This is a genomic window from Sunxiuqinia indica (assembly GCF_009847015.1).
Lineage (GTDB): Bacteria > Bacteroidota > Bacteroidia > Bacteroidales > Prolixibacteraceae > Sunxiuqinia > Sunxiuqinia indica.
On sequence record NZ_WVEM01000001.1, the window covers coordinates 698,304 to 721,241 of the forward strand.

Here is a 22,938-nt window from a genome sequence, read left to right on the forward strand (position 1 = left end):
CAGCAACATGAACAGATCATATTTCTATCATATTTCACTGCTCCTGTTAACCTTTATTTTGGTTAACCCAGCTTCAGCACAAAAAGACAGCACAAAGTTACGCCAGGAAGTTGAAGTGGTTAAAGCCTATCAACCCAGCGTATCCGATGCTTTTAAAATCAATGACATCCCTCAAATTAAGGATGATAAAAGGGAAAAACCGACCTTCGACTACAAAATAAACTCACAGCCGGTTTTTAGCACTTTTGAAGTAGAACCGGTACAAGCAGCACAAATGGTTGGAGAACCTCAAGCAAAGCTTGGCAAAGGACTGTTAAAAGCCGGAGTTGGAAATTACCAGACACCGTACGGCGAGCTTTTTTACAATACAAAGACCGGCAAGCATGCTGTTTTAGGAATGCATTTTAAACATCTTTCCTCGCACGGATCGGTTAAGCTGGCTAACGAAGATAAAGTTGACGCTCCACGAAGTGAAAATGTTGCCGAGTTGTTCACCAAGCATTTTTTCAGACGATCGACCTTAAGTACCAAGCTGTTCTACGAGCGAGACGCACACAGCTATTATGGATACGTTGGTGAGCAGCTTTCTGATTCGGACAAGGAAATACTGCTTACAAACTGGAACGATAAGCAAGCTTTTTCAAAAGGAGGGCTGCAAGTTCAATTGTCGAATGAAGAAGATACGCGAGCTGACTTAAACTATGACCTGAATTTATACTATCACTATTTCGGCACCAAAACCGGACAAACAGAAAATCTGGTAAATTTAGGAACCTCTTTGCGTCGCGAGTTTGATGAGTTTTACGGCCTTCTGGGAATTTCTGTCGGTTATCTGAAGACAGATAGCATCTTCAATCAAACATCGCTCGATTATGGACAAAAGCAGCAAATCCTGCTGAATTTAAGTCCTGCCATTCTATTTGAAGGCGATATGGCTAAATTGCAACTTGGAGTCCATACATTCACCTTGTTGGACGACGATGAAGATGGCAGTTTTTTAATCACTCCCAATATAAAAGCGCAGTGGTCACCTGTTGAAAATATCATGACCCTTTTCGTTGGCGCAGACGGTCGCTTACAGCAAAACCACTATTCCGCAATTGCTGCCGAAAACCGATTTGTCAACCCCTACCAGGATATCAAAAACTCGAAGTACCAATATATTCTTTCAGGAGGAATAAAAGGGAAGTTTTCACCCCGCTTAAATTATCGTTTTCAAGCTGATTATTCCAGCATTAAAGACGAGCACTTTTACATTTTTAATACAACCCAGTATGTGATCGAGCCATCTCCAATTGTCGATCCAGTTATTCAGCCACGTTCCAATACTTTCGATGTTTTATATGATGATGTACAACAATTTACGCTTGGTGCCGAATTCTATTACACGGCCTCAGACTTGGTTAATTTCCATTTAGACGGAAAGATGCACTCTTATGCATTAGACTCTCTTAAAGAAGCATGGAACAGACCAGAGTTTGAACTAACGATTTCTACAATTTTAAATCCTGAAGGACCTTTGAAATTTAATGCCGATATTTTCTTTATGGGCGAACGGAAAGCGCTGGAACGAGTTGAATATCTTGATACTTCCAGTAGCGATCCTGCAATTCCGGCTAACACGATTTACACGCTCTCGTCATACATCGATTTAAACTTTGGAGTTGAATACCAGTACAGTCCACAACTCAGCTTTTTTGGCAGAGCAAACAACTTTGCATTCCAAAAATACGAGAACTGGCTTGGTTACACACAACAGAGTTTTAATCTTTTGGTAGGTGCAAGCTTTTCGTTTTAAAACAAGCTATGTCATATATTTTTTTCATTTTAAGTTCTCATAATTTCCGCGCGGCACGATCGTGTTTTTAGATATCGTGCACCAACGCATGGAACTTCAAAATAATCATCTTCCTGTGTGAGCGAAATTTTAATCATGGTCATTTCATTACACTTAAAAATGACAAAAGTCAACTCTTCAGACACAAAAGCTTAACTGCCTGACAGACTGGCTGTTAACTCTCAATGTCTTGTTGAAAACTTTGCCTGTTTTAAGTCTGCGAAACAAGCCTTTAATCGGTATATTTTTACTATATTTGCGTGTTATGAAAATGAGGCGAAGAATGATTGTTAATCAATTGAAAATTAAACACCTTTTTTATATCAGCCCAAATTATTAAATAAGTAAATGAATGTCTGGAAATTGCTCCAGATATAACTTTCTGTTTGTCTCTTTTTAAATTAAAACAAGCAGGAAAAAATAGGATTAAACCAAACACACAATAGATGAGCGAATTAGAAAAAAAGAAGGATAACGGAAACGGAAATTATTCTGCAGAAAGTATCCAAGTACTGGAGGGTTTGGAAGCAGTACGTAAGCGTCCGGCGATGTACATTGGTGATGTAAACGAAAAAGGACTTCACCATTTGGTTTATGAAGTTGTTGACAACTCCATTGACGAAGCATTAGCTGGTTATTGTAGTAGTATCGATGTCATCATTAACGAAGATAATTCTATCTCGGTAGCTGATGATGGGCGTGGAATTCCTACTGAAAAGATGACCAAGGAAAATAAGTCAGCCTTGGAAGTAGTAATGACAGTGCTCCATGCCGGAGGTAAATTCAATAAGGATAGTTACAAAGTATCTGGTGGTTTGCACGGTGTTGGTGTATCCTGTGTGAATGCCCTTTCAGCTGTATTAACTGCTGAGATTCATCGCGACGGAAAAATTTTCTTCCAGGAATACCATCGTGGAGTTCCTCAAGAAGAAGTTAAGGTAATTGGAGACTCGGATAAAACAGGTACCATTGTTACGTTTAAACCCGACGATACCATTTTCTTAACGACCACTTATAAATATGAAATTTTGTCGGCACGTTTGCGCGAGTTAGCATTCCTAAATGCAGGAATTAAGCTTTCGTTGATCGATAAACGCCAGCAAGACGAAGAAGGAAACTACAAAATTGACAATTTTTTATCAGAAGAAGGACTGAAAGAATTTGTAGAATTTCTGGATAACACAAGAGAACGACTAATTGATGAAACCATTCATATTTCATCTGAAAAAGCAGGTGTTCCGGTTGAAATTGCATTGCATTATAATACTTCGTTTTCTGAGAATATTCATTCGTATGTCAATAATATTAACACCATTGAAGGTGGAACACACTTAACAGGATTCCGTCGTGGATTAACCAGAACATTGAAAAGTTATGCCGAAACTTCGGGCATGCTCTCGAAACTGAAATTCGACATCAATGGAGACGATTTCCGTGAAGGGTTGACAGCCGTCGTTTCTGTAAAAGTTCAGGAACCTCAGTTTGAGGGCCAAACAAAAACAAAACTCGGTAACTCGGAGATTAGTCTCCCGGTTGATCAGGCGGTTAGTGAAATGCTCGCTAATTATTTGGAGGAAAACCCTAAAGCGGCAAAAGCAATTGTTAATAAAGTTATTCTGGCTGCTCAGGCCCGACATGCTGCACGCAAAGCCCGTGAGCTCGTTCAGCGTAAAAACGTAATGTCTGGTGGCGGACTTCCTGGAAAGCTGGCTGACTGCTCGGACAAAGATGCCTCACAGTGCGAGATTTACCTGGTTGAGGGAGATTCGGCAGGCGGAACAGCAAAACAAGGCCGTAACCGTCGTTTTCAAGCTATTTTGCCATTACGCGGTAAAATCCTGAACGTGGAAAAAGCCATGCAGCACAAAGTATTTGAAAACGAAGAGATTCGAAATATTTTTACAGCATTGGGTGTAAGCATTGGAACCGAGGATGATTCCAAAGCACTGAACATGGATAAGATTCGCTATCACAAAATCATCATCATGACCGATGCCGATGTGGACGGAAGCCACATTGCCACTCTCATTATGACGTTCTTTTTCCGCTTTATGAAAGATCTGATTAAAGCAGGCTACTTGTACATTGCGACTCCTCCTTTGTATTTAATAAAAAAGGGGAAACGCGAATCGTATGCATGGGATGACCGGCAACGCCTTCAATTAATTAATGAATGGGCTGATGGAAAAGAATCATTAGTACACACCCAGCGTTACAAAGGTCTTGGAGAGATGAACGCAGAACAGCTTTGGTCGACCACGATGGATCCAGAGCGTAGAACCTTACGTCAGGTGACCATCGAAAACGCCGCTGATGCTGACCACATTTTCAGCATGCTAATGGGCGACGAAGTACCACCACGAAGGAAGTTTATTGAAGACCACGCGGTTTATGCAAATATTGATGCTTAATAAATAATACAGAATGCCAGCTTTTAGTTGGCATTCTTTTTTAATTCAATTTTTTTCTGAAATGAAAGTTTGTGTATTTTCTTCCTCCAGCAATGCGATCGATCCTGTTTATATTAACGAAGCGATTCATCTTTCTCAACTAATTGGGCACGAAAAAATGACCTTAATAAACGGTGGAGCCAATGTAGGATTGATGGAAACCGTTTTAAAAGAAGTTGTCAATGCCGGAGGAGATACCATTGGCATTTTACCTGAAAAGCTAAACGGGCACAAGCTTGCGTCAAAATTCGCCAAGAAGCTAATTATTTCGAAAGACATGATGGATCGTAAGTCGATTATGCGCGAAATGGCCGACGCCTTTGTGGCTCTTCCCGGAGGCTTTGGAACGCTGGAAGAAATACTGGAGGTGATTACCCTCAAACAGTTAGACTATCACAATAAAGCCGTAGTATTTGTTAATACAAACGGATTTTATGATGATTTATTCAATCAATTTGAACGATCCTTCGAAGAAAACTTCGCCAAGCACAGCTACCGCGAGCTCTACCATATTGCGGCGAATAGTGAAGAAGCTATCAGCTACCTAAAAAGTTATTCGCCTCCTGTACCGGTCAACAAATGGTATAACGTACCGCAAAAATAAAATCCGGAGTTAAACATCGCGGGTTTCCTGTGTTACTATTCTGAGGGTTTTCACCACAATGGTGAAAACAATTTCAAAAACGATTCGAAAAGGACAAATAATGAAAACTGATTACTTTTTCATCGAGTAAAAGAGAACAGGAAATTTTGTTTCCTTTAAAACTTGTTCAAACAAATCCTTTTTAAATATGCTTTCCAATATCCCCTTTGGCTGCTCAAATAGCAAAGTCATATCAGGCTCAATCATTTCTTCAAAATCAATAAATTCCTGATGAAAATTGCTTGTGTCAATAATTTTTGAGCTTACCTGCGAACCTTCGAAAACACTGCCCACTTCTTCTTCCCAATGTTCTATCGCCTGAGGCTTAATATCGCTCGACTGTCCAAAGGCACTCACCACAGGGCCAAATTTATTGATGACATCTGTAATATTTCGGAATGACTGTAGCTCATTCAGGTCAAAATCAGTCGGTAAAACAACGTTTGATATTTTCTGATATTCATATCCCGGCGGAACAATAACACTGATTCCATTAAAGTTCTTGCACGTATCTACGATTTCCTTCTGATCATCAAAAATATACTCATCCGGTTCATTATTCATGATCAACAACGTAGTAGGGCCTGAATTCAAGACAGTACTCGTTTTACTTCGAATACTACCAACATCAACTTTAACGTTGATTTTCAATGGATAGTTTAACCTCGAAACCTCACTACTTAAAAGCTTATCTAAATCAGCTTCCACCTGTTTCTTTTCCCGTTGCATGATTTCCTCATGCGAAAATTTGTTCCCGGGGGTTACACTTTGCGAATCGGAATACATGCTGCTAACCCCTTGCTGCATTCGCGTATCAATCATATGAATTACATCAACTTCGGCCTCAAGATCTTTAGCTAACTTTAATCCATAAGGAATAATACTTTTTGCTTTTCCTCTGATATCACTGATAATTGTTATTTTCATCTAATTAAAATTTAAATTTTTCAACGGTATTAGATGGAACTCCCACGTTTTAATACTACTTATTTGTGTAACAATGCTGCATGGTCGTTTCATTATTTATCCTTTTTCAAATTCATCATTCTACTCTTTCAGTTTTCTGCACGGATATGAAAGAATTTCACTTCCCTCCAAAATTCGCACAAAGCGCTATTCCAGAATCCATTTCACTGCATCTGAAACTTCGGCATGGTCATAATACTTGATCTGCCCGGAAACAAAAGGGCTAGCCAGGTTTGACCACAACTTTTCCCATTTGCTTTTCCCGACTACTGCTATTTTTTCAATATGATTAAAATGCCTGATATAGGTTTTCAGGTCTTCCTTAAAAGCAGATGGTTCAATCCCATCAATATTTTCAATTTCAATGTACATTTTAATTTTACCGTAATCGTTCACTCTTCCGTCAATCAAAGGGGTAATCATTTCATAGTCTGCCTTTGTAACCTTGCCATCTATTCTTATAGCAATGAGATTTTTATCTGTTAAATTCAATACTTTAAACATTGTATTGTTCCTTTCTTTTTAAAAATTATTAGCAAAATCCGATTTAGCCTTTTTAAAATCGATTACTCTTTTTTCTTACTTTTAAAGACAACGATTGCTTCGGGGCTAATTACCCGAAACGTAAATGAAGCAGTGAGGTACAATTTTACCTTTTCGGTATCGTGGCTGTCATAGCCCAAGGTAATGTCCTGTCCTTGAATTAATTCATAATCCCCTCCTCTTTCTGAAATTAAAAAGGAGTGTTCGTTGGACTGATTGACAATCACATTCCCACCCAATATTTCTTTGAGTTGCATCGAGATGGGATAACCTTCGGATAGTTTAATCAAGTTGAGCCACTGCTCGGAGTTGATAATTAAAGAATAAGGACCTTCTACCCCATTCTGACTCAGATGCAACACTTGTCGACCAAGTTCTTTTAGAAATGCATTTGTATTATCCGGTATTTCAACCGGATCACTTTCTGCCGAAGTTTCCAAACCTTCAATTTTGATCGGGGAAAATCCCTTATAAATCACCTTTTCTTCAAAAAAGGCTACTTCTTTCACAGCGTCTTCCAGCGGCGAAAGGTCTACATCTTTAGCCCCACGTTCAATATTATCCAATTCCCAAACATCCAATTCAAATGGTTTGCGAATTTCAACAAAAGGAAGAACTTCCCGGATTCCATAATTAATACCTTCACTTGATTGTTTTTCAGGCGTCACTAAACGTCCGGTTGATACTCCGCCCATTTCCAGTCCGTTTGGGCCATCGATGTCAACAAATTTTCGTCCGGTAAGGTAGGTCTTCAATATTTCATTGGTTCTATCGGATATTTCGTCCCAGGCTTTATCAGTTATTGGTGCAATTGATTTTTTTAAAATATTCATAACGTTTTCTTTTTTAGTCATCTTCAAGTTTCACAATATCTTTTTCTGTAAAAAGGTAGGTTCTCAAATGTTCATCCCAGCCTTTCATGTTTCTTCGGAGCCACTCTAACGCCATACAGGCATGCTCCATTTCCTCATCGCGGTTATGCTCCAATATTTTTTTAAGTTGTTGGTTCTTTGTGACCGATAGTCGCTGTTGATACCAATCGATAGCTTCAATTTCTTCTTTAAGAGAGACCAAAGCACGAACATAGTCGCGTGTTTCATCTGTTAATTCCTGAGGTGGTTCATGATAGTTTTGCATCGTCGTTTTTTTTTGTTTGTATTCTGATCAATTATTTTTTCTGCTTCACAAAGGTGTGCGCCGGATGTCCGTAAAACATTTCGGCTGCTTCCATAATGGTTTCGCTAAGCGTTGGGTGCGGATGAATGGTTAAAGCAACATCTTGTGCGGTGGCTGCCATTTCTATGGCCAAGGCTAATTCAGGAATCAAGTCACCGGCATTTTTCCCAACGATGCCTGCACCAAGAATCCGTTCATTCTCCGGATTAATTAAAATCTTGGTAAATCCTCCGGCAGTATCCATCGCTACCGCCCTGCCTGATCCAGACCACGGGAATTTTACGGCTTTATATTTAATGCCTTTTTCTTTCGCTTCCTTTTCACTCAAGCCACAAGTAGCAATTTCAGGTTCGGTGTAAATCACGGCCGGGATCACTTTTGCATCATTCGCAGATTTTTTTCCGGCAATTACTTCTGCGGCAATCATGCCTTCGTAGCTGGCTTTATGTGCCAGCAAAGGTCCGCCAGCAACATCGCCTATCGCAAATACATTTTTTGCTGTTGTTTCCTGTTTCTCATTTACTTTGATAAAGCCGTTATTATCCAACTCCGCAGCAATTTTGTTGAGTCCTAACTCTTTGGTATTTGGCTTTTGACCAACAGCTACCAGCACCCGATCAAATTGCTTGCGAAAAGTTTCCTTTTCCTTCGATTCAAACGTGACCTGTTTCTTTTTACCGTGCTTATCCACCTTCGTGACTTTGGTTTCCAGAAACACATCGGAAAATGTTCCCTCAGAAAGTTTCTTATACGCTGCAACCAAGTCTTTATCCATGCCGGGCATAAAATCGTCAGTTAACTCAACAATCGACACCTTCGCACCTAAAGCCTGATAAATAGTGGCCATTTCCAGTCCGATGTATCCACCGCCAACGATTAACAGTTTATCCGGAATCTCTTTCAATTCCAATGCTTCAGCCGAATTCCAAATTCCTGGTTGATCAAAGTCAATTCCAGGTATTTCAACTGGATGGGCTCCAGTAGCAACGATGGCATGTTCAAACGTGATTTTTTCAATATCGCCATTTTTTGATTTCAGCTCCAAATTCTTTGAATCGATGAATTTGGCGTATGCTTTCACGTAATTTATCTTTCTCGCTTTAACCAACTGTCCCAGCCCACCTGTTAGTTTTTTCACCACATCGCTTTTCCATGCAGCTACTTTTTTCAGATCAACTTCCGGATCGCTAAATTTCAGCCCCATCTCCTCTGCTTCAGCTGCTTCCTTTTTAATCTTCGACAAGTGCAGCAACGCTTTGGTTGGGATACAACCGCGGTACAGGCAAACTCCTCCCGGATTGACTTCAGGATCAACCAAGGTCACTTTCAGCCCAAGGTCAGCAGCCATGAAAGCTGCACGATAACCTCCGGGGCCAGCGCCAATAATTACTAATTCGTGTGTTTTATTATCGTTCATATTCGATTCCTTTTTTTATTGCAGAATGGAAAACGGATCTTCAATCACATCGCATATCCAGCGTAAAAACCGTGCTCCATCAGCTCCATCAATCACACGATGATCGTAGGACAATGAAAGCGGTACAACCAGTCGTTTTTCAAATTCGTCGTTCACCAGTACTTGCTTGTATTGGCTTCGGGAAACGCCTAAAATTGCCACCTGCGGCGCATAAACGATTGGCGTAAATTGCGTTCCTCCAATCCCTCCTAAGTTGGAAATGGTGAAACTTCCACCCTGCATTTCGTCAGATGATATTTTTTTATCGCGAGCTTTTTCAGCCATTTCACTCAATTCGGCTGCCAATTCGCTCAACGACTTTTTATTGACATCACGAATCACCGGAACCAATAAACCTTGCGGCGTATCTACCGCAATACCAATATGGTAATAGTGTTTATAAACAATCTGGTCATTTTCTTCATCCAGACTTGCATTGAACCGCGGAAAACGCTGCAATGCCAAACTTGCAATTTTTAATAATAAAGCTGTCACGGTAAGTTTTCCACCACTTTTAGCAATTTTATCCTGATTCTGCTTTCTGAAGTTTTCCAAATTGGTAATGTCAGCCTCATCAAACTGGGTCACATGTGGTACAGTCTGCCAGGCTTGCTGAACATTTTTAGCTGTTACCTTTCGGATGTTATTCATCGGTTCCATCGAAATCAATCCCCACTTTGCGAAGTCGGTTGATGGCTGCTTTTCCCCTTTCGATTCTTTCGTCTTTTTTGCTTTGTTGTCATCGTCATCCGTCTGGTCTGAATCCGATTTTCCAGCAAATTGCTCAACATCTTCTGTCGTTATTCTACCCGATGGCCCGGAGCCTTCAACCTGGTTTAAATCGACATCCTTTTCACGAGCTAAACGCCGCACAGAAGGAGAAGCCGGAATGTCACTTTGATCCTTTTTTTCTTTTTCGTTTTCTTTCCCAGATGACTTTTCTTTCGAATCATTTTTCTCCTCTTCGGTCTCCTCTTCTTCCGAATTTGAATCCGAGTCGTCTACTTGTTCTTCTTTACCGTCTGACTTCGTATTTTCTTTATCCTGATCGGAAGTTTCATCATCACTCTCATCTTCTTCATTATCCTGGCTCTCCTCTCCTTCCGTTTCAATGATCATGATCACTTGGTTGACTTTCACTTCATCTCCTTCACTCACTTTAATTTCGGCTACAGTTCCTGCAAATGGTGAGGGAATATCAGTCGTTGCTTTATCAGTCTCAATCTCAACAACCGACTGATCTTCTGCTACTTTATCTCCTTTCGAAACTAGAATTCCGGCGATCAGGCCTGTTTCTACATTTTCGGCTATATCTGGTACTTTTATTTCTTTTTTCATGGTTCTGAATTTTAAATCGAATAGCAAGTTTTATACAATCAGCTTCAGCTGAAGGGATTATTTTCCGGTTGGTGATTCCTTTTCACCATCGATATTGAGTTGTTTACGTGCTTTATTCAGTATTTTCTCGGCTACTTTTCCATTTCGATTGAGAGCAACCAAAGCGTTCCATGCGATATGTTCCGCACTCACTTCAAAGAATTCCCTCAACTCCTCGCGATGCTCACTGAAACCGTAGCCGTCAGTTCCCAAAGCGTCAAACGATCCCGGAAACCATTTGGAAACAGCCAACGGAAGCGCTTTCACATAATCAGTAGCAGCTATAAAAATTCCTTCTTTTTCTCCCACCGATTTTTCGATGTATGTCTTTTTATTTTTTCCCTGTACACGACTCAAACGGTCGCTTTCTATGGCATCGTCGTAAAGCTTTTTGTAACTGGTTACACTCCATATTTCAGGATAAATATTGTAGTCTTTTTTTAGAATTTCGGCAGCCTTCAAAGTCTCATTCAATATCGATCCACTTCCTAGCAAGTGGAGGTTGTGCTCGTTTTTCTGGCTGCTTTTAAATTTGTACATGCCGTTTATGATTTCCTGCTCAATTCCCTTTCGCGAAGGCATCGAGGGCATTTTGTACTTCTCATTCATAATAGAGATGTAATAGAAAATATCTTCTCCGTCTTCATACATTCTTTTCATTCCATCATTGATGATGACGGCTAATTCGTAAGCAAAAGCCGGATCGTACGCTTGAACTGACGGAACGGTGAGAGCCGTCAAGTGACTCTGCCCATCTTGGTGCTGAAGTCCTTCGCCTGCCAATGTGGTACGGCCGGAAGTACCTCCCAACATGAAACCTTTGGCACGGGCATCGGCTGCAGCCCAAATGAAGTCGCCAATACGCTGAAACCCAAACATGGAATAAAAAACATAAAACGGGATACAGTTTATCTGATGAGTTGAGTAAGCCGTTCCTGCCGCTATAAATGATGACATGGAGCCTGCTTCGGTAATTCCTTCTTCCAAAATAGCGCCATCTTTTGCTTCCTTATAATACAATAAACTGTCGCGATCAACCGGCTCGTACAACTGTCCTTTGTGTGCATAAATCGATGACTGACGGAAAAGTGCATCCATACCAAAAGTACGTGACTCATCGGGCACAATAGGAACTACCAATTTTCCAATATTTTTATCTTTCAATAACTTCGATAATAGTTGAACTGCGGCCATGGTAGTCGCCACCTCGCGTTTACCGGAGCCCTTTAAAAACTCATCAAACACCTTGGATTCGGGCATTTCAAAATCAACAGCATCTTGATTTCGTTTAGGTAAAAAGCCATTCAGTTTTTCGCGTTGTTTTTTAAGATATTTAATTTCATCACTGCTATCGTCCGGTTTATAAAACGGAGCACTTGCCAATTCATCATCTGAAACAGGAATATCAAACCGATCGCGAAAATGCATCAATTCTTCTTCGTTTAATTTCTTTTGTTGGTGTGTAATGTTGCGTCCTTCCCCTGCTTCGCCCAAACCATATCCTTTCACCGTTTGTGTTAAAACCACAGTCGGCATATCCTTTGTTTCGGTAGCCGCTTTAAAAGCATTGTAAACCTTAACCGGGTCGTGTCCTCCGCGACGTAGTTTTTTTAACTCGTCATCACTCAAGTCTTCCACCAGCTTTAAAAGTTCCTCGCTTTTACCAAAAAATTCTTTTCGAATGTAGTCTCCATCGGAGATTGAAAACTTCTGGCGTTCGCCGTCAACCAGTTCGCCCAATCGCTTGACCAACAGACCGTTTTTATCTTTTTTCAGGATTGAATCCCACACTTCACCCAAGGTAACCTTGATGACATTCCAGCCGGCTCCGCGAAATGCTGCTTCCAATTCCTGTATGATGGATGAATTTCCTCTCACCGGCCCATCCAGCCGTTGGAGATTACAGTTAATCACAAAAATAAGGTTGTCCAGTTCCTCTCTCGAAGCCAAGGTTAGCGCTCCCATCGATTCCGGCTCATCCATTTCACCATCTCCCAGAAAAGCCCACACCTTTTGCTCCGGAGCATCAAGCAGTCCTTTGTCTTGTAAGTATTGATTAAAACGTGCCTGATAAATAGCCATGATTGGGCCAAGTCCCATTGAAACAGTCGGGAACTGCCAGTAGTCGGGCATTAACCGGGGGTGAGGATAAGAAGTTAAGCCTCCCTTTGGATTCATCTCTCTGCGAAAATTTTCCAATTGATCTTCCGAAAATCTTCCTTCTAAAAAAGAACGGGCATATATGCCGGGAGAGGCATGCCCCTGGAAATAGACAATGTCGGCAGGTGAACCATTATCGCCACCTCTGAAAAAGTGGTTGAAGCCCACCTCGTACAAAGTGGCTGACGAGGCATAAGTAGAGATATGACCACCAATGCCATCTTTCTTTTTATTGGCCTGAACAACCATTGCCATTGCGTTCCAACGAATGATACTTTTAATTTTTCGCTCCAGTTCACGATCTCCGGGATAGCTCTCTTCCTTGTCCACCGGAATTGTATTGATGTACGGCGTATTTAAATGTGATCGCAAGCGAATTCCCTTTTCATAAATTCGTCCTTTTAGCAGCTCCATCAATTCGTCAACCCGCTCACTACTTTCATTCTTGATGATGTAATCAATGGAATCTAGCCATTCTCTGTTTTCAATTTCGTATGTGTTATCTTTTTTACCCGTCATAATTACTTCTTTAACATCCTACAGGAGCAGCTTAAAAAGGTCAATATTCGAAAACCTATCTCCTCAATATTTCCTGAAAAACTTAATTCTGTTACGCTGAAAAATGCAAGCGCTGTACCAGAATTAGTTCCACTCAGCACAACGCATTGAAAAACAAGCAGATCACAAAAGTTCATAATAAATCGTGAGACCTTTAATACTTCAACACCTATTTTGATTGTGGAATTTCGAAGAAGAAACGTGTAATTAATCCACAACAGTCAGACTGCAAACAAGCCGATTAATAATTCAGTAAATTCTTTTTTATATGAAATCGAATATGATCAGTTCTCCTCCGAAGCAGACCTATTCGAGATGTTTGATAAGCTGTATCATTGCGTGCATCGCCCGCACTTTACAACAACAGTGTCCGATGTATGTCGTACAATAGTTGTTGTGCGGATATAAATCTTGCAAAGTCATTAGCTTTTTAATTGAAATTGGAATGATTTTTTCATTTCCAGACAGAAAGTTTTCTTATATGACAGATCGGAATAATCTATTTTCAGTAAATATTCCTAATTCGGACAAGCCAAGAGTTGTGATTATCGGTGGAGGATTCGGAGGTGTTCGGGCAATCAACAAGCTTGATTCCAATAAGTATCAGATTGTACTACTGGATCGATATAACTATCATACCTTTCAACCGTTGTTGTATCAGGTAGCCACTGCCGGGCTTGAACCGGATTCTATAGCAGGACCCCTTCGAAAAATAACCAAGAAGAAAAAAGACACCTATTTTCGCATGCTTCGGGTTAGTGAAGTTAATACCGACGAGAAAACTCTGACGACAAACGCCGGCCCACTAAACTACGACTACCTGATTGTTGCCACCGGAGCAAAAATCAACTTTTTTGGTAACGATCGATTAGCCAAGCATGCCTTTCCGTTAAAGCAAGTTACACATGCTCTGGATTTACGCAGCCATATCTTTCAACAATTAGAAAAATCGGAAATTGTTACCAGTGAAAAGCAAAAGAAACGCTTGATGACTTTTGTTGTCGTTGGTGCCGGACCAACAGGTGTTGAAGTGTGCGGTGCGCTGGCGGAACTAAAAAACAACGTCCTTCCAAGAGATTACCCGCAGCTTGATGTGAGCAGTATGCAAATTCATCTGGTTGAAGGCAAAAATCGTGTATTACCGGCAATGTCTGAAAAATCAGGAGAGAAGGCTCGTCAGTACTTAGAAAAAATGGGAGTCAATATTCACCTGGAAACACTTACTGATGACTATGATGGAAAGATTGTAAAACTAAAAAACGGACAACAAATTGAAACGGGAACATTGGTTTGGGCCGCCGGGGTTCAAGGAAATCTGATAAACGGGTTTGGAGAGAAAAGCATCAAAAAAGGAACGCTGATGGTTAACGAAACCAACCATGTTTTCAAAAACTATGAGACGAAAGTAATTTACAATGATGTCTTTGCTCTGGGCGATGTTGCCCACATGCTTCATGAAGACTATCCGAACGGACTTCCGGGGCTTGCTCAATCGGCTATGCAACAAGGAGAACAGCTAGCTGAAAACTTAAACCGAATAGCGGCAAATAAGCCGCTTAAAGCATTTCGTTATAAAAACAAAGGAGCATTGGCTACGATTGGAAGAAATAAAGCAGTGGCCGATTTGCCAAAAATCTTTTTAAGCGGCTTTATCGGATGGTTTATCTGGATGGTTGTCCATATCCTTTTCCTAATTGGCTTTAGAAATAAGGCGGTTGTTTTTGCAAACTGGATATGGAATTACTTCACATACGACCGGGGTATTCGACTAATTCTTCGCCCGTCATCAAAGAAAAAAGACCAAATGAGCAAAGAAATGATTCAAGAAATGCACGAAGCATAATAAAAGGAAGACGAGACAGCTATGGACAAGTTAAATGTAACGCAGAAGTTGATTAAAGAGCACTTAGTAGAAGGTTCGCTTGAACCCGGAAACGAAATCGCTTTAAAGGTAGACCATATTTTGCAGCAAGATGCCACCGGAACGCTAGTGATGCTTGAGCTAGAGAAACTTGGATTGAAAAAAGCACAAACCGAAGTGGCTGTCCAATATGTTGATCACAATTTACTTCAAGCGGATTTCAAAAACGCGGATGATCACGCCTTTTTGCAGTCGGCAGCCCAAAAATATGGGTACTGGTACAGCCGCGCAGGTAACGGAATTAGTCATGTGGTACATATGGAACGATTTGGGAAACCCGGAAAACTAATGATCGGCTCCGACAGTCATACTTGTTCAGCAGGTAGCATGGGAATGCTTGCCATGGGCTCAGGTGGGTTGGATATTACCACTGCAGCTGCCGGACACCCCTATTATATTGCCATGCCCAAAGTGCTTGGCGTTGAATTAACCGGGGAATTACCCGATTGGGTAAGCGCAAAAGATATAATATTGGAAATGTTACGCCGCTACGATGTTAAAGGCGGCGTAGGCTACATTGTCGAGTATTATGGAGAAGGCCTGAAAAATTTAAGCGCTTGGGATCGTCATGTTATTGCCAATATGGGTGCTGAGCTAGGCGCCACCACCTCCGTTTTTCCTTCGGATGAACAAACGAAAATTTGTTTAACACAGGAAGAACGAGAAGAAGACTGGCAAGAAATTATTGCAGACAATGGTGCAGAATACGACAAATATGAACAAATCAATCTAAATGAGCTGGTTCCTTTGATTGCAACACCAAGTAGCCCCGGCAATGTTGTTCCGGTGAGTGAGGTCGCCGGAAAATCAATTTCTCAAGTTGTGATCGGTTCATCGGCAAACCCCGGCTTACACGATTATTGGATCGTAAGTGAAATTGTAAAAGGGAAAAACATACCTCCTGAAGTATCACTGGATATCAATCCATCATCTCGCGAAAAGATTGAAGATTTGGGAAAACTCGGAGCTATTAATTCGCTGATTCAGGCTGGAGCACGTTATCACCAAACCGGATGCATGGGATGCATTGGCATGGGACAAGCTCCTGCAACAAATACAATCAGCTTGCGAACAATGCCTCGAAACTTCCCCGGGCGATCAGGAACTGCCGATGATCAGGTATACCTTTGTAGCCCTGAGACTGCTGCAGTTTCCGCTCTCCATGGAAAAATAACCGACCCGCAGGTATATGGAAAAAGCGTAGCTTATCCTGTATTTTCGGAGCCGGAAAAAGCCTCCGTTAATCGGATAATGCTCATTCCACCCAAAGAAAATGGCTATAAAACGGAACTAAAGAAAGGGCCCAACATTAAATCGCTACCAGATTTTACGCCATTGGAAAACAACTTTGAAACACCTATTATTTTGAAAATGGGTGATAATGTTTCTACTGATGAGATATTGAAAGCCGGAGCTGAAGTGCTCCCTTTGCGAAGTAATATTGAAGCGATTAGCAGATATGCCTACCAAGATATCGATCCTCTTTTTCATGAATCAGCCTCAAAAGCAAAAACGGCTTTTGGTGGCCATATTGTTGTTGCCGGTGAGAATTATGCGCAAGGTTCGAGCCGCGAGCATGCAGCAATAGCTCCACGCTATTTAGGACAAAAAGCCGTAATTGCAAAAAGCTATGCGCGAATAGGCTTCCAAAACCTGGTGAACTTCGGAATTATCCCATTCATTTTTGAAAACCCAGAGGACTTGGACCAATTGAAAGAAAACAACATCCTGATTTTTACCGATGTAGTTAAAGCGGTAAAAGCCGGTGAAACCATTACGGTTTATAACCAAGAGAATCAAAAGGGAATCAACCTGTTCTGCAAATTAAGCAAGCACCAACGGGAAATTTTACTTGAAGGCGGATTAATTAATTATTTAAAAATACATTCATAAGAAAAATCATGTTTAAAATAGTCTTATTGAGACACGGTGAAAGTGAATGGAACCAACAAAATTTATTTACGGGATGGGTAGATGTACCTTTATCAGAAAACGGAATTTATGAAGCCCAAAATGCCGGAATCACCCTCAATGTCAATAATTTTCAATTTGACATTGCCTACACCTCTTTGCTCAAACGAGCTATTCAAACCATGTGGTATACGCTCGAAGCTTTAGATCAACTTTGGATACCATGGGAAAAGAGCTGGCGGTTGAATGAGAGACATTACGGCGCGCTGCAAGGATTAAACAAGAAAAAAATGGCTGAGAAACACGGAGACGATCAGGTTCATGAATGGCGACGCAGCTGGAAAACAAGGCCGCCTTTACTTGAAAAGGGAAATCCAATGTCTCCTGAAAACCACCGCCGATATCAGAACATCGCAAAGAATGAACTTCCTCTGGGAGAAAGCCTTGAAGACACCTTTGTCCGGGTATTGCCCTACTGGCACAATGTCATTGCTCCAACGATTAAAGAAGGAAAAAGAATTTTGATTTCCGGACATGGAAACAGTCTGCGCGCCCTGATTAAGTACTTGGATAATATTATGGATGAAGATATTTCGAACCTTGAAATTCCAACCGGGAAACCATTAGTTTATGAATTGGATGAAGAGCTAAAACCAATCAAACATTATTATTTATAAATAGAAACACGAAACTCGAATAAATTTATGAAAATCATATTGACAGGAATACAAGCAGCAATTTTTGATATGGATGGCGTAATAACCCAAACGGCCATTCAACATGAAAAAGCCTGGAAAAAGCTGTTTGATAACTTTTTAAAAACAAGAAAAGAAGAGTTTAGTCCGTTCAACCACAACGATTACTTAAGCTATGTTGATGGGAAACCTCGCTACGAAGGAGTAGCCAGCTTTCTAAAATCAAGAAATATCGAACTTCCTTATGGCGAAAATACAGATTCACCGGATAAAGAAACGGTATGTGGACTCGGAAACAAAAAGAACCAATACTTCCTTGAAGTCCTTGAAATCGAGGGAGTAAAAATCTATAAGGATACAATCGATCAAATTAAAAAGTGGAAGGCTATTGGCTTGAAAGTCGCTGTTATTTCATCCAGTAAAAACTGTAAAACAATACTGGAGAAAGCAGAGGTTTTGGAGCTTTTTGATGCGCGGATTGATGGAGTTGTTTCGAACGAACTAGGATTGAAAGGAAAACCGGAACCCGACGTATTTATAGAAGCAGCCAAACAGCTAAATGTTCCGAAGAAAAAAACAATCGTCTTCGAAGACGCAGAATCGGGAGTAGAAGCAGGAAAAGCAGGACAATTCAGGTTTGTTTTTGGAGTAAAAAGAGAAGGTGAGAAACGTAACTTGTTATCCCGTGGTGCTCATTGGGTTATCCGAAATCTGGAGGAAGTGAAAATTGCAAATTCCACTACTGACGAGCCAACCTTTAAAGAGGAATTGCCTTCAGCAATGACTAATAGCGAAACCATTTTCAAACAGTTTGCGAACAAAAAGCCAGCTCTGTTTTTTGATTACGACGGTACGTTATCTCCTATTGTTTCAAAGCCAGAGGATGCAATCCTTTCTGAAAAGATGCGCAAAACAATCGTTGAAGTAGCAAAAAATTATCCTGTCGCCATTGTAAGTGGCCGGGATTTGCGGGACATCCAAAAATTGGTAAATCTGGATCACCTGATTTATGCCGGAAGCCACGGGTACCATATTGAGGGACCGGATAATTTGTACCTCGAGAATGAAAAAGCACAAGCAATTTTACCCTTGCTCGACAAGTTGGAGCACGAATTACAAAATGACATTGAGCAAAAAATCGAAGGATCAAAAATTGACCGTAAAAAGTTTGCAATCGCAGTGCACTACCGCAATGTAGCTAAAAAGCACGTAGAGCAGATAAAATCAGAAGTACATAAAATTGTAGCCGAACACGATAAGCTAAAACTAGGTACCGGAAAGCTCATTCTGGAAATCAAACCAAATATTGACTGGCACAAAGGGAAAGCTGTTTATTGGTTAATCGAAAAACTGAACTTGAAAAAAGAAGAGGTTTTGCCAGTCTACTTTGGAGATGACGTTACTGATGAAGACGCGTTTCGAGCAATTATAGACGACGGTATTAGTATTTTAATTGGAGAACATGATGAACCAACCGCAGCGCATTACAGCATAAAGAATGTTGATGAACTTCAGTCTTTCCTGAGTCAATTAAATCAACAATCTTAAACCCGAAAACACTCGAAAATATCAAAACAATGGATAACTGGACAATTTCATACGCAGACTATCAATCGAAAGAACAAGCAAAAAGAGAAGCGCTTTTGGCCACAGGAAATGGTTATATCATGCTACGTGGCGCATTTGAAGAAACCCATGACGACGACACGCACTATCCGGGCACATACTTAGCCGGAGGTTATAATCGTTTAAAAACAGACGTTTCGGGTAAAGAGATTGAAAATGAAGACCTGGTAAACTGGCCCAATCCCCTTCTATTGACTTTTTGCATTAATGATGGAAAGCCTTTTCATATTGACCAGGTGAACATTCAGGAGTTCCAAAATGACCTGAACCTCCAGTCTGGTGTTTTAAGCCGAAAAATTAAATTTACTGATCAGGAAGGCAATACCAGTTCGCTCATAAGTAAACGATTTGTAAGCATGGATCGCATGCATGTTATTGGACTGGAATGGGAATTAATTCCTGAAAACTGGGAAGGGAATCTTCGTATCACATCTTCGATTGACGGAGCTGTAATCAATAACAATGTAGCTCGATACAGCGACTTAAACAGCAAACATCTCAAGGTTACAGAAACAAATCATCCGGCAGCTAACACGATAAGCCTGGTAGCAGAGGCCAATCAATCAAAGGTGAGAATGGCTATTGCTAGCCGTACCGAAATTTTCATAGAAAATAAGCATGTACAAACTTCAAATCATTTTGAAGGTAAAAATGGGAAAGCCATACTGGATCTGGATCTCTCCGTTTCTAAAATGCAACCTGTTCATCTTGAAAAAATAATTACGCTTTATACTTCAAAAGATGTTGCCATTAGCGAGCCTCTTTTCCAGGCCGAAAATAGTATCCAAAAGCTTCCCCGTTTCAAAGAACTGCTCCAACAGCATGAGTCAGTTTGGAAAAACTTATGGAAACGAATTGATACAACCATCGAATCTAATTCTGATGAAGATAACAGTGATCAGAAAATATTGCGGCTTCATACATTTCATATTCTGCAAACCGTTTCAAATCATACGGTAAATATTGACGCAGGTGTGCCTTCGCGCGGGTGGCACGGAGAAGCTTATCGCGGACATATTTTTTGGGATGAAATGTATATCATGCCTTTTTTAATACTTCATCTTCCCCACATCGCTCATCACTTACTAATGTACCGGTATCGCCGTCTTCCTGAAGCTCGAAAAGCAGCTAAGGAAGCGGGCTTCGAAGGTGCCATGTTTCCCTGGCAAAGTGGAAGCGACGGACGAGAAGAGAGCCAGAAAATTCACTTAAACCCAGAGTCGGGCAATTGGATTCCTGACAATAGTCATCAACAACGCCACATCAATATTACAATTGTTTATAATGTGTGGCAATACTATCAAGCTACAAAAGACATGGAGTTTTTGAGCTATTATGGTGCCGAACTCATCTTATCGGTTGCGCTTTTCTGGTCAAGCATTGCTCAATTTGATCGTAAAAAATCGAGGTATGTCATTAACGGTGTGATGGGACCGGATGAATATCATACTAAATATCCGGATTCGGAAGAATTAGGTCTCAATAATAATGCATACACTAACCTGATGGTTGTTTGGGTTATTCAACGAGCTTTAGACGTCCTCAACCTTTTTGATAACGGGCAGTATCAGCAAGCTATAGAAACTGTTGGAGTCCGGAAAGAACATATTAATAAATGGAAAGATATGTCCGAAAAAATGTATATTCCATTTCACGACGATCGGATTATTAGTCAGTTTGAAGGATATGAAAACCTGGAGGAGTTTGATTGGGAACGCTATAAAAACGAACATGGCGAAGTAATGCGCCTCGATCGCATACTAGAAAAAGAAGGCGATACTCCCAATCGCTACAAAGCCAGCAAACAAGCCGACGTTTTAATGATCTTTTTTTTGCTCAGCTCTTCCGAAGTAAAAGAGATTATGAATACCTTGGATTACCCCTTTGATATCCAAAAAGATATTGAGAAAAATATTCATTACTACCAACAACGAACCTCGCATGGTTCTACCCTAAGCAAGGTTGTTCATTCATGGATTTTTGCCCGTTTAAACCGAACCAAATCCTGGAAAAATTTCGAACAGGCACTCATGAGTGACTTTAAAGATGTTCAAGGAGGAACAACTCCTGAGGGGATTCACCTTGGTGCGATGGCCGGCACAGTCGACCTGATCCAACGCTGCTACACGGGCATGCAAATTAGAAACGATATCCTATGGATTAATCCTCACCTTCCAGAAAGCCTGGAGAAAATAATACTGAGCATTCGGTTCCGAAGTCACTGGTTTAAACTTTACATTAACCATAAAAGAATAATCATCGAGTTTGAAAAAGGATGGGCACCTCCTGTAAAACTTGGCGTACAGGGAAAAACTTACAAGTTTGAAGAACGGAGCAAAAGAGAATTCGAACTAAAAAAGAAGTAGATATCAATAATAAGCCCTGTTGTAGCCATGGTTAAACAAATTCAGAATCCGGTAAAGGATTGGGGTATGATCGGGGAAGAATAGAAATACAGTCTGAGACAAACTCAGCCCACATATATCAATTAAAGAATTATGAATACAACGCGAACGATAAATTTAAAGAACAGACCAAAAGGAGAACCTAAGTTGACCGATTTTGACTTTAGCACTGCTGAAATACCCAAATTAAAGGAAGGAGAAGTTTTGTTAAGCACTGAGTATGTTTCGGTAGACCCCTATTTACGGGGCCGAATGAGCGATGCTCCGTCCTATATTCCACCATTTGAGCTCAATAAGCCAATTGCATCCGGTATTATTGCTGAAGTTTTAGAATCTAAGAACACGAACTTTAATCAAGGGGAGTTTGTATCGGGGATGTTACAGTGGCAAGAAACACAGGTCGCAAAAGCCGATGGGCTTATGAAAGTAGATCCTGAAAAAGCACCACTGTCCGCATATCTCGGAATTTTAGGCATGACCGGGCTTACGGCCTACTTGGGACTGACGGAAATAGGAAAACCTAAAAAAGGAGAAACCCTGCTCGTATCAGGGGCTGCAGGAGCTGTAGGAAGTGTTGTCGGACAAATTGGCAAGATACTGGGATTAAAAGTAGTAGGCATTGCCGGAACCAATGAAAAGGTGGAAATGCTCAAATCGAAATTCGGATTTGATGAAGCAATCAATTATAAAACCACCGAAAATATGACCGAAGCCATTGCCAACGCATGTCCCGACGGTGTAGATGTTTATTTTGACAATGTTGGAGGTGAAATCTCTGAAGCTGTGCTCTTCAATATCAATAAGTTCTCAAGAACAGTTAACTGTGGGGCTATCTCAGTTTATAACAACACCGAATTGCCGAAAAGCATCAGTGTACAACCGTTTCTGGTAAAGAAAAGTTCTTCGATGCAAGGCTTTGTGGTTTTTGATTATGTCGATAAACATCCTGAAGGTATCAAGCAATTAACAGAATGGTTAAGCCGGGGTAAACTAAAATATACTGAAACAATCAGAGAAGGATTTGAAAATATTCCACAGGCCTTTCTTGATCTTTTTGAAGGAAAAAACAAGGGGAAGATGGTTGTAAAACTTTAAAGGAAATAGAAAGAAATTGTGCTTTAATCCGTTGTGTGAAATTCTATAAAAACTCACCCATCTTTTCACCTTAATGCGAAGGTAAAATACTGAACTTCGACAGTTAACATATAGAACTC

The 22,938-nt window shown here is 40.7% G+C and carries 16 protein-coding genes; 9 read left to right on the plus strand and 7 right to left on the minus strand.

What is annotated here, in order from left to right; genetic code table 11:
• Nucleotides 1-7: 7 nt before the first annotated feature.
• The 3 genes from GR929_RS02815 (at nt 8) to GR929_RS02825 (ending at nt 4,891) form a co-directional block, all read left to right on the plus strand.
• The gene (locus GR929_RS02815) at nt 8-1,798 is read left to right on the plus strand and encodes a hypothetical protein (protein WP_159517392.1); all 1,791 of its coding nucleotides are present in this window, start codon (nt 8-10) and stop codon (nt 1,796-1,798) included.
• A 485-nt stretch (nt 1,799-2,283) separates the two neighbouring features.
• Nucleotides 2,284-4,248, plus strand: coding sequence for a DNA topoisomerase (ATP-hydrolyzing) subunit B (gene gyrB, locus GR929_RS02820; RefSeq protein WP_159517393.1), 1,965 nt, complete (start codon nt 2,284-2,286; stop codon nt 4,246-4,248).
• 61 nt (nt 4,249-4,309) lie between these two features.
• A complete protein-coding gene (locus GR929_RS02825) occupies nt 4,310-4,891 on the plus strand; it encodes an LOG family protein (RefSeq protein ID WP_159517394.1) in 582 nt (193 codons plus the stop codon).
• A 111-nt stretch (nt 4,892-5,002) separates the two neighbouring features.
• On the opposite strand, the gene GR929_RS02830 is transcribed toward GR929_RS02825, so the two are convergent.
• The 7 genes from GR929_RS02830 to aceE form a co-directional block, all read right to left on the minus strand.
• On the minus strand, nt 5,003-5,857 hold the full coding sequence (locus GR929_RS02830; protein WP_159517395.1) for a hypothetical protein: 855 nt from the start codon (nt 5,855-5,857) through the stop codon (nt 5,003-5,005).
• Nucleotides 5,858-6,043: 186 nt separating this feature from the next.
• A complete protein-coding gene (locus GR929_RS02835; protein WP_159517396.1) occupies nt 6,044-6,400 on the minus strand; it encodes a SpoIIAA family protein in 357 nt (118 codons plus the stop codon).
• A 62-nt stretch (nt 6,401-6,462) separates the two neighbouring features.
• Nucleotides 6,463-7,272: a family 1 encapsulin nanocompartment shell protein gene (locus GR929_RS02840; protein ID WP_159517397.1), complete on the minus strand. Its 810-nt coding sequence runs from the start codon at nt 7,270-7,272 to the stop codon at nt 6,463-6,465.
• Between the two features lie 13 nt (nt 7,273-7,285).
• A complete protein-coding gene (locus tag GR929_RS02845) occupies nt 7,286-7,576 on the minus strand; it encodes an encapsulin-associated ferritin-like protein (protein ID WP_159517398.1) in 291 nt (96 codons plus the stop codon).
• A 31-nt stretch (nt 7,577-7,607) separates the two neighbouring features.
• Complete coding sequence (lpdA, locus tag GR929_RS02850; protein ID WP_159517399.1) at nt 7,608-9,032, minus strand: dihydrolipoyl dehydrogenase; 1,425 nt, start codon at nt 9,030-9,032, stop codon at nt 7,608-7,610.
• A gap of 15 nt (nt 9,033-9,047) precedes the next feature.
• A complete protein-coding gene (locus GR929_RS02855) occupies nt 9,048-10,409 on the minus strand; it encodes a 2-oxo acid dehydrogenase subunit E2 (RefSeq protein WP_159517400.1) in 1,362 nt (453 codons plus the stop codon).
• Nucleotides 10,410-10,466: 57 nt separating this feature from the next.
• A complete protein-coding gene (gene aceE / locus GR929_RS02860) occupies nt 10,467-13,127 on the minus strand; it encodes a pyruvate dehydrogenase (acetyl-transferring), homodimeric type (RefSeq protein WP_159517401.1) in 2,661 nt (886 codons plus the stop codon).
• Between the two features lie 520 nt (nt 13,128-13,647).
• Between aceE and GR929_RS02865 the strand changes: the two genes are divergently transcribed.
• The 6 genes from GR929_RS02865 (at nt 13,648) to GR929_RS02890 (ending at nt 22,819) form a co-directional block, all read left to right on the plus strand.
• Entirely contained in the window at nt 13,648-15,009 is a 1,362-nt protein-coding gene (locus GR929_RS02865) for an NAD(P)/FAD-dependent oxidoreductase (RefSeq protein ID WP_159517402.1), read from the plus strand.
• 21 nt (nt 15,010-15,030) lie between these two features.
• The gene (locus GR929_RS02870) at nt 15,031-16,980 is read left to right on the plus strand and encodes an aconitate hydratase (RefSeq protein ID WP_159517403.1); all 1,950 of its coding nucleotides are present in this window, start codon (nt 15,031-15,033) and stop codon (nt 16,978-16,980) included.
• Between the two features lie 8 nt (nt 16,981-16,988).
• On the plus strand, nt 16,989-17,675 hold the full coding sequence (gene gpmA / locus GR929_RS02875) for a 2,3-diphosphoglycerate-dependent phosphoglycerate mutase (protein ID WP_159517404.1): 687 nt from the start codon (nt 16,989-16,991) through the stop codon (nt 17,673-17,675).
• A 27-nt stretch (nt 17,676-17,702) separates the two neighbouring features.
• On the plus strand, nt 17,703-19,241 hold the full coding sequence (gene otsB / locus GR929_RS02880) for a trehalose-phosphatase (protein WP_159517405.1): 1,539 nt from the start codon (nt 17,703-17,705) through the stop codon (nt 19,239-19,241).
• Between the two features lie 29 nt (nt 19,242-19,270).
• Nucleotides 19,271-21,685: a glycoside hydrolase family 65 protein gene (locus GR929_RS02885; protein ID WP_159517406.1), complete on the plus strand. Its 2,415-nt coding sequence runs from the start codon at nt 19,271-19,273 to the stop codon at nt 21,683-21,685.
• A 132-nt stretch (nt 21,686-21,817) separates the two neighbouring features.
• Nucleotides 21,818-22,819, plus strand: a complete 1,002-nt coding sequence (locus GR929_RS02890; protein ID WP_159517407.1) for an NADP-dependent oxidoreductase — start codon at nt 21,818-21,820, stop codon at nt 22,817-22,819.
• Nucleotides 22,820-22,938: the final 119 nt, after the last annotated feature.

What these genes read in the sequence shown, in the direction of transcription:
- GR929_RS02815 (WP_159517392.1), top strand. Translation starts at nt 8, where the DNA reads ATGAACAGATCATATTTCTATCATATTTCACTGCTCCTGTTAACCTTT.
- gyrB (WP_159517393.1), top strand. Translation starts at nt 2,284, where the DNA reads ATGAGCGAATTAGAAAAAAAGAAGGATAACGGAAACGGAAATTATTCT.
- GR929_RS02825 (WP_159517394.1), top strand. Translation starts at nt 4,310, where the DNA reads ATGAAAGTTTGTGTATTTTCTTCCTCCAGCAATGCGATCGATCCTGTT.
- GR929_RS02830 (WP_159517395.1), bottom strand. Translation starts at nt 5,857, where the DNA reads ATGAAAATAACAATTATCAGTGATATCAGAGGAAAAGCAAAAAGTATT.
- GR929_RS02835 (WP_159517396.1), bottom strand. Translation starts at nt 6,400, where the DNA reads ATGTTTAAAGTATTGAATTTAACAGATAAAAATCTCATTGCTATAAGA.
- GR929_RS02840 (WP_159517397.1), bottom strand. Translation starts at nt 7,272, where the DNA reads ATGAATATTTTAAAAAAATCAATTGCACCAATAACTGATAAAGCCTGG.
- GR929_RS02845 (WP_159517398.1), bottom strand. Translation starts at nt 7,576, where the DNA reads ATGCAAAACTATCATGAACCACCTCAGGAATTAACAGATGAAACACGC.
- lpdA (WP_159517399.1), bottom strand. Translation starts at nt 9,032, where the DNA reads ATGAACGATAATAAAACACACGAATTAGTAATTATTGGCGCTGGCCCC.
- GR929_RS02855 (WP_159517400.1), bottom strand. Translation starts at nt 10,409, where the DNA reads ATGAAAAAAGAAATAAAAGTACCAGATATAGCCGAAAATGTAGAAACA.
- aceE (WP_159517401.1), bottom strand. Translation starts at nt 13,127, where the DNA reads ATGACGGGTAAAAAAGATAACACATACGAAATTGAAAACAGAGAATGG.
- GR929_RS02865 (WP_159517402.1), top strand. Translation starts at nt 13,648, where the DNA reads ATGACAGATCGGAATAATCTATTTTCAGTAAATATTCCTAATTCGGAC.
- GR929_RS02870 (WP_159517403.1), top strand. Translation starts at nt 15,031, where the DNA reads ATGGACAAGTTAAATGTAACGCAGAAGTTGATTAAAGAGCACTTAGTA.
- gpmA (WP_159517404.1), top strand. Translation starts at nt 16,989, where the DNA reads ATGTTTAAAATAGTCTTATTGAGACACGGTGAAAGTGAATGGAACCAA.
- otsB (WP_159517405.1), top strand. Translation starts at nt 17,703, where the DNA reads ATGAAAATCATATTGACAGGAATACAAGCAGCAATTTTTGATATGGAT.
- GR929_RS02885 (WP_159517406.1), top strand. Translation starts at nt 19,271, where the DNA reads ATGGATAACTGGACAATTTCATACGCAGACTATCAATCGAAAGAACAA.
- GR929_RS02890 (WP_159517407.1), top strand. Translation starts at nt 21,818, where the DNA reads ATGAATACAACGCGAACGATAAATTTAAAGAACAGACCAAAAGGAGAA.